The following is a 12171-nucleotide window of genomic DNA, read 5'->3' on the forward strand; positions in this document are numbered from 1 at the left end:
CCGGCCCGGCGGGCCAACCGATTACCCGGTCAGTGGGTGACGCGCAACACCCGGAACCCCTTCTGACTGGCGTGCCGAGTCACCTGCCAACCCTGCTCGACCAGCCAGCGCTGCAACGAGTCACCGCCGAGATGGCGGGCCACCACGAGCCAGGCGATCCCGTCCGGAGCGAGCCGGGGCAGCCAGCGCAACAGCATCTGGTGCAGCTCGTCCTTGCCGATCCGGATCGGCGGGTTGGACCAGATCTGGGCGAAGCGCAGGTCGACGGGCACCTCCTCGGGTGCGCTCACCCGTACCCGGTCGGACAGCCCGAGCCGGGCGGCGTTCTCGGCCGCCAGACCCCGGGCCCGCTCGTTGACATCGACCGCCCAGGTCGTCGCCGTCGGCGCGACGGTGGCGAGCACGCAGGCGATCGGGCCGAACCCGCAGCCGAGATCGAGCAGCGCCGCACCGGCGGTCGCGGCGTCGGGCAGCTCGGCCTTGCGCAGCAACACTGCCGTGCCCGGATCGAGGCGGCTGGCGGAGAAGACCCCGGACGCCGAGGCCAGGGTGAAGTCGCGGCCGGCGAGGGTGAACTGCACCTCGCGCGCCTGGGCGGGCGCGTTCGGCTCGGCGGTGAAGTAGTGGTCCCCGGTCACGCCGGCATTCTCGCACCGAGCGTGGGTCGGGCCGAAGGTACGGCCCCGGTGACCCCGACACGTTCATCAACCACGTTTCGGCAAAATGCCCACTAAAGGGATAAAAATCCCTACTCTCGACGACATGGTGTATCGGTACGACTCCGATGAGGACGCATACGTCCCGTACCGGGACGACGAGACCGAGGGCAGTTCGCCCCAGCCCGGCCCGCCGCCCCCGGCCGGGCCGTCCCCGTCGCGCTTCCCCACCCCGTCGCTGGCCCGCCCGAACCAGATCATGCTGCCGTCATCGGCACCGCCAGCGGGGGCGCTTGCCGCCACGCAGCAGGAACTGGCACCACGGTACGACCTGGTGCCGCCCACGCCCGAGGAACCGACGCCCGACGGCGTGGCGGCGGCACCGCCGGAGCCGGGCACGACGACCGTCGCGCCGCCGCCCCGCCGAGGAAGCGGTCGCGTGTGGCGGGTGCTGGTCGGCGGTGCCGCCGCACTGGTGCTGCTCGCCCTCTGCGGGCTCACCGCCGCCACGCTGCTGGACGGTCGGACCCTGATCGGTCAGCAGGCCGGACCAAGCGCCGCACCGGACACCACCCGTGGCACGGCGCCCGCCGAGGCCAACGACCTCGACTCCCGGGACACCGACCAGGCGCCGCTCACCGCCCGCGAGGTATTCCCCGCCAGCACGCTGACCGTCGGCGACGGCGAAGACGGCTACGAGGTGCTCCGCACCCAGTCCAGCGCCAGTTGCACGGTGGCCGTCACCGGGGAGGTCTCGGAGCTGCTGGTCCGGCTCGGCTGCAACCAGGTCGTCCGGGCCACCCTCCGCGCACCGGACGGCGACCACCTGGTCACCACGGGACTGTTCAACCTCACCGACCGGTCCAGCGCCGAGCGGGCCCGGGACCGGATCCGCCAGCTGCTCGACGAGCGGCAGGGCCGCTTCCGCGGCATGTCAGCGGGAGATGACACGGAGGTCGTCGCCACCGCACCGGCGCGGGTCGGCTGGCAGGTACGCGGCCACTACATCGCCTATGCGGTGGTCGCCCGCACCGACGGCGCCACCATCCGCTCCGGTGACACCGGAGTCCGCGAGATCCTCTTCGACATGCTCGAACAGCACCTCAACCAGAGCGTGCTGGAGCGGCGCGCCAAAGGCGGAACGGCGAGTCAGCCGACCGAGGAACCCACCGACGACACCGGCAGCCAGGACGAGTCCACCGAGGACTGACCTACCGTCGACGACGGGAGGCGCGGCCGGCGGCTCAGCTCACGGCGGGTACCCGTAGCCGTCGGGTCGCCTCGGACCGGCGCGCGTACTCGGCGGGATCGTCCGGGTAGCCGACCGCCACCAGGGTCAGCCCGTGCGCCGGTGCCACGGTCACCTCGCTGGCCCGTTCCCGACGGGCCAGCAGGTCGGCCGGCCAGCGCACCGGTCGGCGGCCATCTCCGGCGACCAGCATGGCGCCGACCAGGCTGCGCACCATCGCCTGACAGAACGCGTCGGCCTGCACGGTGGCGACCAGGATCCCGTCGACGTCGCGCCGCCAGTCCAGTCTGGTCACCTCCCGCAGCGTGGTGGCGTTCTCCTTGCGCCGGCAGTACGCGGCGAAGTCGTGCTCCCCGACCAGCCCGGCCGCCGCGGTGCTGAGCAGGTCCAGGTCGAGTGCCCGGGGCCAGGCCAGGATCTCGTGTCGGCGCAGCGGCTCGCACCCCCACGGCGCGTCGGTCACCCGGTACTCGTAGCGGCGGAAGGTCGCCGAGAAGCGGGCGTCGAAGCTCGCCGGCACCGCACCCATCGCCCGCACCCGCACATCGGTCGGGAGCAGCCGGGCCAGCCGGCGCAGCAGCCGCCCCTCGTGCGCCCGCCAGACGTCGCCGGGCAGGTCCAGGTGGCAGACCTGCCCGCTGGCATGCACTCCCGCGTCGGTGCGACCGGCGACGGTCAAACCGGTCGCGACGCCGGTGCCGAGCACCAGGTCCAGCGCATCGACCAGCACCCCCGCGACCGTGCGCCGCTGCGGCTGGGCGGCCCAGCCGGAGAAGGCGGTGCCGTCGTACGCGACGTCCAGCCGCAGCCGGATGCGCTCGTCCACGTGGTACCTCCTCGACGAATCGGGCCCGGCACCCCCGTGGTGGGGATGCCGGGCCCGACAACGGCCTCAGGGCCTGTCTCACCGGCCTTGGTCAGACCTTGCCTTCCTCGGTGGCCAGGTCGCTGTCCTCGCGGGCAGCGGCGGTGTCACCGGAGGCCGACTGCGGCGGCTCGGCGTCCTGGTCGGCCGGCTGCGACACGGGAGCCTCGTCGGCCGGTGCCAGCGCCTCGACCTTGTCCTGCTGGGCGGCCTTGCGCCCGGCGGTCTTCCGGTTCGCCTTCGGCTCGGCGACCTGAAGCTCCTCGACCAGCTCGATGATCGCCATCGGCGCTGCGTCACCCTTACGCGGACCGGTCTTCACGATCCGGGTGTAGCCGCCGCTGCGGTTGGCGTACCGCGGCGCGATCTGGTCGAACAGGGCGTAGACCACGTCCTTGTCCTTGACCACGGTCAGCACCCGGCGGCGCGACGCGAGGTCGCCCCGCTTGGCCTTGGTGATCAGCTGCTCGGCGAGCGGACGCAGCCGCCGGGCCTTGGTCTCGGTGGTCTGGATCTTGCCGTGCTGGAACAGCGCGGTGGCCAGGTTGGCCAGCATCAGCCGCTCGTGCGCGGGGCTGCCGCCGAGGCGGGGGCCCTTGGTGGGCGTGGGCATGCTTGGTGCTCCTCAGGTGTGGCGGCAGCGCGGACTAGAGCTGCTCGGTCTCGCGGTAGTCGTCGGTGTCGTAATCGGCCTCGCCGAAGGCGTCCACGACGTGCGCCGGGTCGAAGTTCGGAGCCGAGTCCTTCAGCCCGAGACCCATCCCGGCGAGCTTCATCTTGACCTCGTCGATCGACTTCTGACCGAAGTTCCTTATGTCGAGGAGGTCGGCCTCGGTACGCCCGATGAGCTCACCAACGGCGTTGATGCCCTCGCGCTTGAGGCAGTTGTAGGAGCGGACGGTCAGGTCCAGCTCCTCGATCGGCAGGGCCAGGTCCGCCGCCAGCTGTGCGTCCTGCGGGGACGGGCCGATGTCGATGCCCTCGGCGGTCTCGTCCAGCTCACGGGCCAGCCCGAACAGCTCCACCAGCGTCGAACCGGCCGAGGCCAGTGCGGTACGGGGCCCCATGGACGGCTTGGACTCGACATCGATGATCAACCGGTCGAAGTCCGTCCGCTGCTCGACGCGGGTCGCCTCGACGCGGTAGGTCACCTTGAGCACCGGGGAGTAGATCGAGTCGACCGGGATCCGGCCGATCTCCGCGCCCGCCTGCTTGTTCTGCGCCGCCGTGACGTAGCCACGCCCCCGCTCGACAGTCAGCTCCATGTCGAGCCGGCCCTTGCCGTTGAGGGTGGCCAGCTTCAGGTCCGGGTTGTGCACCGAGACACCGGCCGGCGGCTGGATGTCGCCGGCGGTCACGTCGCCCGGGCCCTGCTTACGCAGGTACATGCTGACCGGCTCGTCGTGCTCGGAGCTGACGCAGAGCTCCTTGATGTTCATGACGAGCTCGACCACGTCCTCCTTGACCCCGGGGATCGTGGTGAACTCGTGCAGCACACCGTCGATCTTGATCGAGGTGACGGCCGCGCCCGGGATGGACGACAGCAGCGTACGCCGCAGCGAGTTACCCAGGGTGTAGCCGAAGCCCGGCTCCAGCGGCTCGATGGTGAACCGGGACCGGGTCTCGTTGATCGACTCCTCGGAGAGGCTCGGTCGCTGACTGATGAGCATGTCTTCTCTTCTCTTCCGGGGCGCCCGCCATATGACGCCCACGACACAAACTGTTCCGGTGGCCCGCCCTGCCGGGCGGGCCACCGCAACGAGCTCTTACTTGGAGTAGAGCTCGACGATCAGCTGCTCCTGGACCTGGGTGTCGATCACCTGTCGGGCCGGGAGCGAGTGCACCAGGATCTTCATCTGGCTGGGGATCGCCTCCAGCCACGCCGGAACGGTCTTGGAGCCGGCCTCGGCCTGGGCCACGATGAACGGGGTGAGCTCCTTGCTCTTGCCCCGGACCTCGATGATGTCGTGCTCCTTGATGCGGTACGACGGGATGTCGACCTTCTTGCCGTTCACCGTGAAGTGACCGTGCTTGACCAGCTGACGGGACATGTCCCGGGACTTGGCGTAGCCGGCCCGGTAGACCACGTTGTCCAGCCGCGACTCGAGGATCTGCAGCAGCACCTCGCCCGTCTTGGCCTTCTTGCTCACGGCTTCCTCGTAGTAGCCGCGGAACTGCTTCTCCAGCACGCCGTAGACGCGGCGGGCCTTCTGCTTCTCACGGAGCTGGAGCAGGTACTCCGTCTCCTTCGTGCGGCCGCGGCCGTGCTGCCCGGGCGGGAACGGCCGGGACTCGAACGGGCACTTCGGACCATCGCACTTGCTGCCCTTGAGGAACAGCTTCATCTTCTCCCGCCGGCAACGGCGGCAGTCGGCACCGGTGTAACGAGCCATCTCTCTCTACCTCTCAGACCCGACGACGCTTCGGCGGACGGCACCCGTTGTGCGGCTGCGGGGTGACGTCGGAGATCTGCCCGACCTCAAGGCCCACGGCCTGTAGCGAACGGATGGCGGTCTCCCGGCCGGAGCCGGGGCCCTTGACGAACACGTCGACCTTGCGCATGCCGTGCTCCATGGCCCGACGCGCGGCGGCCTCGGCGGCCAGCTGCGCGGCGAACGGAGTCGACTTGCGGGAGCCCTTGAAGCCCACCTGGCCGGACGAGGCCCAGGAGATGACGGCACCAGTCGGATCGGTGATCGAGACGATGGTGTTGTTGAAGGTGCTCTTGATGTGCGCCTGCCCGTGGGCGACGTTTTTACGTTCCTTGCGCCGGACCTTCTTGACAGCGGCTCCGGCACGAGCCTTCGGTGGCATAAGTCTGTGCGCTCCTGAATGGGTTCTGGCTTCTCGCCCCGTTGATTTCGTAGACACCGGTTCCGGTAGGAGTCCGGCCTACCTCGACGGAGAACGACCAGAATTCCGGTTAAAGAAACTACTTCTTGCCGGGCTTCTTCTTGCCGGCGACAGTCCGCTTCGGGCCCTTGCGGGTCCGCGCGTTGGTCTTGGTCCGCTGGCCACGCACGGGCAGGCCCCGGCGGTGCCGGATGCCGGCGTAGCAGCCGATCTCGACCTTGCGGCGGATGTCAGCGGCGACCTCGCGGCGCAGGTCGCCTTCAACCTTGTAGTTGGCCTCGAGGTGGTTGCGGAGCTGGACCAGCTCCTCGTCCGTGAGGTCCCGGACGCGCTTGTCCGGCGAGATGCCGGTGGCGCTGAGCGTCTCCAGGGCGCGGGTGCGGCCCACGCCGAAGATGTAGGTGAGCGCGATCTCCATCCGCTTCTCGCGGGGAAGGTCGACGCCGACTAGACGTGCCATGTGCGGGCGTACTCCTCGTGGTGTGCTGGCGAAGGTGTGGGCCCGTCCCACCCCGCTACCGGCCGTCCCTGTCCTTCCGACACCGATGGCGCCGGCGACCGGGATCGGTCGCTGCCCGAGCGGGCCCCGGCCTTCGACCGGGGGTCAACCACGATTGCGTACGCACTGCGCACCGCTCGCGGCTGGAACGAGCATGTGATGTGTGGGCTGGTTCAGCCCTGGCGCTGCTTGTGGCGCGGGTCGGTGCAGATGACCATGACCCGACCGTGCCGGCGGATCACCCGGCACTTGTTGCAGATCCTCTTGACGCTCGGCTTGACCTTCACGGTTGCCTTACTTCCCATCTGGCCCGGCACCACGAGGCGCGACACCGGACGTCGAAGACGGACACGGGACGTTTCCCGGCCGCCGTCAGGCTTACTTGTAGCGGTAGACGATGCGCCCGCGGGTCAGGTCGTACGGCGAAAGCTCGACGACGACCCGGTCCTCCGGCAGGATGCGGATGTAGTGCTGCCGCATCTTGCCGCTGATGTGAGCCAGCACCTTGTGGCCGTTGGCGAGCTCCACCCGGAACATAGCGTTCGGCAGGGGCTCGATGACCCGACCTTCGATCTCGATGGCTCCGTCTTTTTTCGGCATGTCCTCCGCTGTCCTGACGTCGGTTGCTCCGGACGGCCCACAACGTCTTACACGGGTGCTTGACCAAGATCAGGCTTCCCGCGCCAGCCGCGGCTCCGCGTCCCACCGAAGCGCTGGTGGGCATGACGGAGTGGACGCTGTGCGCCGATCAGAAAGTGTACGCCCGCCTGCACGCCGTCGCCAAACCGACCTGCCACCTGAGTTCGATCATATCCAGGAAACGGGACGTTCAGCCCACATCGTCCCGGTCGGGCCACCGCCTCGGCTCACTCACCGGGGCCCTGGCGGCGTCGCGGGTGCCGTGGTCACCGGTCGGCCGCCCGCCTTCCGTGCGGTCGCTCTCGGCCACCGGTGGGGCTTTGGTGACACCGTCAGCCGCCGCGCCGGCACCGGGAGCGCCAGCGATGCTGGGCTGCTGCTGGCCGACGGCCTTACGCTCACGCTTGAGCGCCCGCTTCTCGGCTCTTAGCTGCCGGCGGCGCTCCCGCTCGGCTGCCTGGCGCGCCGGCTCACCGCTGGTCAGCCCGGTGACGGTACGCACCAGCAGCACCGCACCCCACGGGCCCGCGACCCAGCCCGGCCAGAAGTAGAGCGCCTCACCGGCCGCCAGCGAGCTGAAGGCCCAGACCGCCACCACGATCCCGACCACCTTCAGCCATGGTTCCCATACCTCGCTCAGCCAGCGTGCGGTGAGCCGGCGGCCGGCCTCGGCCGGCACCGGGACGCTCGGCTGCCGAAACGTCGGCGGCACCCCGCCATTGGGCGTCGGCAGGTCGCTGACGAGAGCATCGAGTTCGGCGTACGTACGGGCGGCATAGGCCCGCTGCAACCGCTCGTCGTACTCGTACAGGTCGAGCCGGCCCTCGTCGAGAGCGACCCGGAGGCGTTCGGCGACGGCCTGCCGGTCGGCGTCCGCTGCCCGCATAGCGTCCCGCTCGTCCATGCCGGCAAGCATGCCACCGCGATGCCAGCGCGGCCCCTGGCGGCCTTACCGGGCCGGTCCGGCAGCTGCGCCGGGCTCGCCGACCGTCAGCCGGCCGGCGTGGCGCTCGGCTGGCGAGCGGTGACCAGGTCGCCCAGGCGGGCCCGGCCGCCGTCGTGCGCGGTCAACACCCACACGCCGTCAGGCAGCAGGGCCATGCTGTGCTCGACATGCGCGGCACGCGAGCCGTCGCGGGTGACGACGGTCCAGCCGTCGGCGAGTTCCGCCGTACGCGGGGAACCCATGGTGATCATCGGCTCGATGGCCAGCGCCAGCCCCGGGACCAGCCGGGGCCCCTTGCCCGGCCGTCCGTGGTTGAGCACGTGCGGGTCCTGATGCATCTCGGTACCGATGCCGTGGCCGCCGTAACCGTCGACGATGCCGTAGCGCCCCGCCTTGCGCACCGCACGTTCCACCGCGTACGAGATGTCGGTCAGCCGGCCCTTGCCGCTGGCGGCGCCGCGAGCGGCCGCGGCGATCCCGGCCCACATCGCGTCCTCGGCGACCTCGGCCATCCGCAGCAGCGCCGGATCGACCTCGCCCACGCCGACCGTGATCGCCGCGTCGCCGTGCCACCCGTCGAGCACCGCACCACAGTCGATCGAGATCAGGTCACCCTCGACGAGCACCTGTTTCGGCGACGGGATGGCGTGCACGATCTGCTCGTTCACCGAGGAACAGATCGACGCCGGGAAGCCGTGGTAGCCCTTGAACGACGGAACCGCGCCCGCGGCACGAATCGTCGTCTCCGCGATCGCATCCAGGTCGGCGGTGCTCACGCCGGGAGCCACCGCCTCCCGCATCCGGCGAAGCGCCTCCGCGACCACGAGGCCGGCGGCACGCATCTTCTCGATCTGCTCAGGGGTCTTCAGCTGGATGTCCAGCTGGGGACGACGCATGGAGGCGCTACCTTTCGTTACCCAGACAGCGGGGTACGACCGGCGTACCCCGCTGTCAGCACTCTATCCGGCTGGCAGCCGGGCGACCTCAGCCCCCGTACGAGCGAAGAGCGTCGATGGCGCGGACCGTGACGTCCTCCACCGGGCCGGTGGCGTCGATGCCGACCAGCTTGCCCTGCGCACCGTAGTAGTCCACCAGCGGCGCGGTCTTCTCGGCGTACTCCCGCAGTCGGGCGGCGATCGTCTCCGGCTTGTCGTCGTCCCGCTGGAACAGCTCCGCGCCGCACCTGTCGCAGATGCCTTCCCGGCTGGTCGAATCGAACTCGACGTGCCAGATCTTGCCGCAGCCCCGGCAGGTGCGCCGGCCGGAGAGCCGCCGGATCACCTCGTCGTCGTCGACGACCAGTTCGAGCACGATGTCCAGCGCGGTCCCGAGATCGGCGAGGAGCTTGTCCAGCGCGGCTGCCTGCGGGGTGGTACGCGGAAAACCGTCGAGCAGGAAGCCCTCTGCGGCGTCCGGCTCGGCGAGCCGGTCCCGCACCATGTCGATGGTGACCTCGTCCGGAACGAGCTTGCCGGCGTCCATGTATCGCTTGGCCTCGACGCCGAGCGGGGTGCCCTGCGACACGTTGGCCCGGAAGATGTCGCCGGTCGAGATCTTCGGCACGGACAGGTGCGCGGCGATGAACTCCGCCTGTGTGCCCTTGCCCGCACCCGGCGGGCCAACCAGAACCAGTCTCATCTACCGCAGGAACCCTTCGTAGTTCCGCTGCATCAGTTGACTCTCGATCTGCTTGCTCGTCTCCAGAGCGACGCCGACCATGATCAGCACAGCGGTACCACCGAACGGGAAGTTGAGGTACTGCTGCCGGTCGAGCCAGATGAAGAAGAAGTTCGGCAGGATCGAGATGATCGCGAGATACAGCGCACCCGGCAGGGTGATGCGGCTGAGGATGAAGTCCAGGTAGTCGGCGGTCGGCTTGCCGGGGCGGATGCCCGGCACGAAGCCGCCGTACTTCTTCATGTTGTCCGCGACCTCGGTCGGGTTGAACGTGATCGAGACGTAGAAGTACGTGAAGAAGATGATCAGCAGGAAGTAGACCACGATGTAGATCGGGCTGGTCGGGTCGACCAGGTTGTTCTGGATCCACGCCTGGGTCTTGCCCGGGTCGTTCTGGTCGAAGAACTGCAACGCCAGCTGCGGCAGGTAGAGCAGCGACGAACCGAAGATGACCGGGATCACACCCGCCTGGTTGACCTTCAACGGGATGTAGGTCGAGGTGCCGCCGTACATCCGCCGGCCGATCATGCGCTTGGCGTACTGCACCGGGATGCGGCGCTGCGCCTGCTCGATGAAGGTGACCGCGGTGATGACCACCAGCACCAGGGCGATGACGAGCAGGAACTTCCACCAGCCCTGGCTCTCCTTGATCCGCCAGCCCTCGCTGGGGAGCCGGGCCGCGATCGAGGTGAAGATCAGGACGGACATGCCGTTGCCGACGCCGCGGTCGGTGATCAGCTCACCGAGCCACATGACCATGCCGGTGCCGGCGGTCATCGTCATCACCAGGATGGACAGGGTCAGCCAGTCCGGGATGCCGGTGCCGGTCGGGATGATCTCCTCGTTGCACTGGTTGTTGAACAGCTGCCCGGAGCGGGCCAGCGCCACGAACGCCGAGGCCTGCAGGACACCCAGCCCCAGCGTCAGGTAGCGGGTGTACTGGGTGATCTTCGCCTGGCCGGCCTGGCCCTCCTTACGGAGCTGCTCCAGCCGGGGGATGACCACCGTCAGCAGCTGCAGGATGATCGACGCGGTGATGTAGGGCATGATGCCCAGCGCGAAGATCGACAGCTGCAGCAGCGCGCCGCCGGAGAAGAGGTCGAGCAGGTTCAGGACGCCGGTGGATCCCTCGACGGATTCCAGGCACTTCTGCACGTTGCCGTACGAGACGCCCGGGCTGGGCACCGTGGCGCCGAGCCGGTAGATCGCGATGATGCCGACTGTGAACAGCAGCTTCTTGCGCAGGTCAGGCGTACGGAACGCACTGAGAAAGGCGGACAGCAACTTCTTCCTCCTGCGCGCGGCGGGCCGCCGGTCGTCCCTGGCGGGTCGGGGTGGGTTCCGGGCAAGTGCCCGATATCCATGGCTGGGAAGGGACTCTAACAGCCCGATCCCGGTCCGGGCAGATGTGCCCGGTCACATAAACCGAATCCTATGTTACCGGGCTCACAGGCCCGTTGTAGACCATGGCGCCCGCCAGCTGGGATCAACTGGCGGGCGCCATGGGTAGAACTGCTCTACAGCTCGGTCACCGAGCCGCCGGCGGCTGTGATCTTCTCCTTGGCCGACGCGCTGAACGCGTGCGCCGACACCTGAAGCGCCACCCCGCCGAGGTCCCCGGTGCCGAGGACCTTCACCGGCTGCCCCTTGCGGACCGCGCCGGCCTCGACCAGTTCGGTCGGGCCGACCTGGCCACCGTTGGGGAACAGCTCGGCCAGGCGGTCCAGGTTCACGACCTGGAAGACCACCTTGAACTTGTTCTTGAAGCCCTTCAGCTTCGGCAGGCGCATGTGGATGGGCATCTGCCCACCCTCGAACGCCGCCGAGATGTTCTTCCGGGCCTTCGAACCCTTGGTACCGCGACCGGCGGTCTTGCCCTTGGAGCCCTCACCGCGGCCCACGCGGGTCTTCGCGGTCTTGGCACCCGGTGCTGGACGCAGGTGATGGACCTTGATCGTCATTACTCGACCTCCTCGACCTTCACGAGGTGGTTGACCGTGAAGATCATGCCGCGAATTTCGGGCCGGTCCTCCTTGACCACCACGTCATTGATCCGCTTGAGACCGAGCGAACGCAGCGACTCCCGCTGGTTGCGCTTGGTCCCGATCTCGGAACGGACCTGGGTGACCTTGAGCCGTGCCATCAGGAAGCCACCTCCGCCCGCGAGGCCAGCATGGCCGCCGGCGCGACGTCCTCCACCGGCAGGCCCCGCCGCGCGGCAACGGCCTCCGGGGACTCCAGCCCCTTGAGCGCGGCCACGGTGGCGTGCACGATGTTGATCGGGTTCGACGAGCCGAGGCTCTTGGAGAGCACGTCGTGGATGCCCGCGCACTCCAGCACGGCACGGACCGGACCACCGGCGATGACACCCGTACCGGCGGAGGCCGGCTTGAGCAGCACCACCCCGGCGGCGTCCTCGCCCGTGACCGGGTGCGGGATCGAGGAACCGATCCGCGGCACCTTGAAGAAGTGCTTCTTGGCCTCCTCGACGCCCTTGGCGATCGCCGCGGGCACCTCCTTGGCCTTTCCGTAGCCCACGCCCACGGTGCCGTCGCCGTCGCCCACGATCACCAGGGCGGTGAAGCTGAAGCGACGACCACCCTTCACGACCTTGGCGACGCGGTTGATCGCGACGACCCGCTCGAGGTGCGGGGTCTTCTCGGCGGGCGCGTTTCCGCGGCCGCCCTCACGGCGGTTGTCGCGGCGACCACCCTCGTTGCCACCGGACCCGCCGCCACGGCGCTGTTGACCTGGCATCAGCAGCCTTCCTTCTCTCTCGTGACGGGG

The 12171-nt window shown here is 69.3% G+C and carries 16 protein-coding genes and 1 pseudogene; 1 reads left to right on the forward strand and 16 read right to left on the reverse strand.

Going from position 1 to position 12171, the window contains the following annotated elements; all coding sequences use genetic code 11:
• Positions 1–29 precede the first annotated feature (29 nt).
• Positions 30–638 (reverse strand): class I SAM-dependent methyltransferase, encoded by a 609-nt coding sequence (locus AC2CHE_RS13390; protein ID WP_484505238.1) that lies wholly within the window; start codon positions 636–638, stop codon positions 30–32.
• A gap of 124 nt (positions 639–762) precedes the next feature.
• Here AC2CHE_RS13390 and AC2CHE_RS13395 point away from each other — a divergent pair, with 124 nt between their 5' ends.
• A complete protein-coding gene (locus tag AC2CHE_RS13395) occupies positions 763–1866 on the forward strand; it encodes a hypothetical protein (protein ID WP_484505239.1) in 1104 nt (367 codons plus the stop codon).
• A gap of 34 nt (positions 1867–1900) precedes the next feature.
• On the opposite strand, the gene truA is transcribed toward AC2CHE_RS13395, so the two are convergent.
• The 15 genes and pseudogenes from truA to rpsE all read right to left on the reverse strand — a co-directional run bounded on the left by truA (position 1901) and on the right by rpsE (position 12141).
• Positions 1901–2731, reverse strand: coding sequence for a tRNA pseudouridine(38-40) synthase TruA (truA, locus tag AC2CHE_RS13400; RefSeq protein ID WP_484505240.1), 831 nt, complete (start codon positions 2729–2731; stop codon positions 1901–1903).
• A gap of 91 nt (positions 2732–2822) precedes the next feature.
• Entirely contained in the window at positions 2823–3383 is a 561-nt protein-coding gene (rplQ, locus tag AC2CHE_RS13405; protein WP_484505241.1) for a 50S ribosomal protein L17, read from the reverse strand.
• Positions 3384–3417: 34 nt separating this feature from the next.
• A complete protein-coding gene (locus tag AC2CHE_RS13410; RefSeq protein ID WP_484505242.1) occupies positions 3418–4440 on the reverse strand; it encodes a DNA-directed RNA polymerase subunit alpha in 1023 nt (340 codons plus the stop codon).
• 96 nt (positions 4441–4536) lie between these two features.
• Positions 4537–5163, reverse strand: coding sequence for a 30S ribosomal protein S4 (gene rpsD / locus AC2CHE_RS13415; RefSeq protein WP_484505243.1), 627 nt, complete (start codon positions 5161–5163; stop codon positions 4537–4539).
• 13 nt (positions 5164–5176) lie between these two features.
• Positions 5177–5584: a 30S ribosomal protein S11 gene (rpsK, locus tag AC2CHE_RS13420; RefSeq protein WP_013288613.1), complete on the reverse strand. Its 408-nt coding sequence runs from the start codon at positions 5582–5584 to the stop codon at positions 5177–5179.
• A gap of 118 nt (positions 5585–5702) precedes the next feature.
• Positions 5703–6083, reverse strand: a complete 381-nt coding sequence (gene rpsM / locus AC2CHE_RS13425) for a 30S ribosomal protein S13 (RefSeq protein ID WP_484505244.1) — start codon at positions 6081–6083, stop codon at positions 5703–5705.
• A 212-nt stretch (positions 6084–6295) separates the two neighbouring features.
• Entirely contained in the window at positions 6296–6409 is a 114-nt protein-coding gene (gene rpmJ / locus AC2CHE_RS13430; protein WP_012184307.1) for a 50S ribosomal protein L36, read from the reverse strand.
• Positions 6410–6500: 91 nt separating this feature from the next.
• On the reverse strand, positions 6501–6722 hold the full coding sequence (gene infA, locus AC2CHE_RS13435) for a translation initiation factor IF-1 (protein WP_007073013.1): 222 nt from the start codon (positions 6720–6722) through the stop codon (positions 6501–6503).
• A 453-nt stretch (positions 6723–7175) separates the two neighbouring features.
• Positions 7176–7647, reverse strand: a pseudogene (locus AC2CHE_RS13440) (DUF1707 SHOCT-like domain-containing protein); the annotation flags it as partial.
• A 104-nt stretch (positions 7648–7751) separates the two neighbouring features.
• Positions 7752–8603, reverse strand: coding sequence for a type I methionyl aminopeptidase (gene map / locus AC2CHE_RS13445; RefSeq protein ID WP_484505245.1), 852 nt, complete (start codon positions 8601–8603; stop codon positions 7752–7754).
• A gap of 88 nt (positions 8604–8691) precedes the next feature.
• The gene (locus AC2CHE_RS13450) at positions 8692–9345 is read right to left on the reverse strand and encodes an adenylate kinase (protein ID WP_484505246.1); all 654 of its coding nucleotides are present in this window, start codon (positions 9343–9345) and stop codon (positions 8692–8694) included.
• The gene (gene secY, locus AC2CHE_RS13455; RefSeq protein WP_484505247.1) at positions 9346–10668 is read right to left on the reverse strand and encodes a preprotein translocase subunit SecY; all 1323 of its coding nucleotides are present in this window, start codon (positions 10666–10668) and stop codon (positions 9346–9348) included.
• 233 nt (positions 10669–10901) lie between these two features.
• Positions 10902–11345, reverse strand: coding sequence for a 50S ribosomal protein L15 (gene rplO, locus AC2CHE_RS13460; protein ID WP_164447881.1), 444 nt, complete (start codon positions 11343–11345; stop codon positions 10902–10904).
• Positions 11345–11527 (reverse strand): 50S ribosomal protein L30, encoded by a 183-nt coding sequence (rpmD, locus tag AC2CHE_RS13465; protein ID WP_018784560.1) that lies wholly within the window; start codon positions 11525–11527, stop codon positions 11345–11347. The genes rplO and rpmD overlap by 1 nt, the downstream gene beginning before the upstream one ends.
• The gene (rpsE, locus tag AC2CHE_RS13470; protein ID WP_093403623.1) at positions 11527–12141 is read right to left on the reverse strand and encodes a 30S ribosomal protein S5; all 615 of its coding nucleotides are present in this window, start codon (positions 12139–12141) and stop codon (positions 11527–11529) included. The genes rpmD and rpsE overlap by 1 nt, the downstream gene beginning before the upstream one ends.
• Positions 12142–12171 lie beyond the last annotated feature (30 nt).

This window comes from Micromonospora sp. ATLC16, from assembly GCF_057196645.1.

What these genes read in the sequence shown, in the direction of transcription:
- AC2CHE_RS13395 (WP_484505239.1), top strand. Translation starts at nt 763, where the DNA reads ATGGTGTATCGGTACGACTCCGATGAGGACGCATACGTCCCGTACCGG.
- rplQ (WP_484505241.1), bottom strand. Translation starts at nt 3,383, where the DNA reads ATGCCCACGCCCACCAAGGGCCCCCGCCTCGGCGGCAGCCCCGCGCAC.
- AC2CHE_RS13410 (WP_484505242.1), bottom strand. Translation starts at nt 4,440, where the DNA reads ATGCTCATCAGTCAGCGACCGAGCCTCTCCGAGGAGTCGATCAACGAG.
- rpsD (WP_484505243.1), bottom strand. Translation starts at nt 5,163, where the DNA reads ATGGCTCGTTACACCGGTGCCGACTGCCGCCGTTGCCGGCGGGAGAAG.
- rpsK (WP_013288613.1), bottom strand. Translation starts at nt 5,584, where the DNA reads ATGCCACCGAAGGCTCGTGCCGGAGCCGCTGTCAAGAAGGTCCGGCGC.
- rpsM (WP_484505244.1), bottom strand. Translation starts at nt 6,083, where the DNA reads ATGGCACGTCTAGTCGGCGTCGACCTTCCCCGCGAGAAGCGGATGGAG.
- infA (WP_007073013.1), bottom strand. Translation starts at nt 6,722, where the DNA reads ATGCCGAAAAAAGACGGAGCCATCGAGATCGAAGGTCGGGTCATCGAG.
- map (WP_484505245.1), bottom strand. Translation starts at nt 8,603, where the DNA reads ATGCGTCGTCCCCAGCTGGACATCCAGCTGAAGACCCCTGAGCAGATC.
- AC2CHE_RS13450 (WP_484505246.1), bottom strand. Translation starts at nt 9,345, where the DNA reads ATGAGACTGGTTCTGGTTGGCCCGCCGGGTGCGGGCAAGGGCACACAG.
- rplO (WP_164447881.1), bottom strand. Translation starts at nt 11,345, where the DNA reads ATGACGATCAAGGTCCATCACCTGCGTCCAGCACCGGGTGCCAAGACC.
- rpmD (WP_018784560.1), bottom strand. Translation starts at nt 11,527, where the DNA reads ATGGCACGGCTCAAGGTCACCCAGGTCCGTTCCGAGATCGGGACCAAG.
- rpsE (WP_093403623.1), bottom strand. Translation starts at nt 12,141, where the DNA reads ATGCCAGGTCAACAGCGCCGTGGCGGCGGGTCCGGTGGCAACGAGGGT.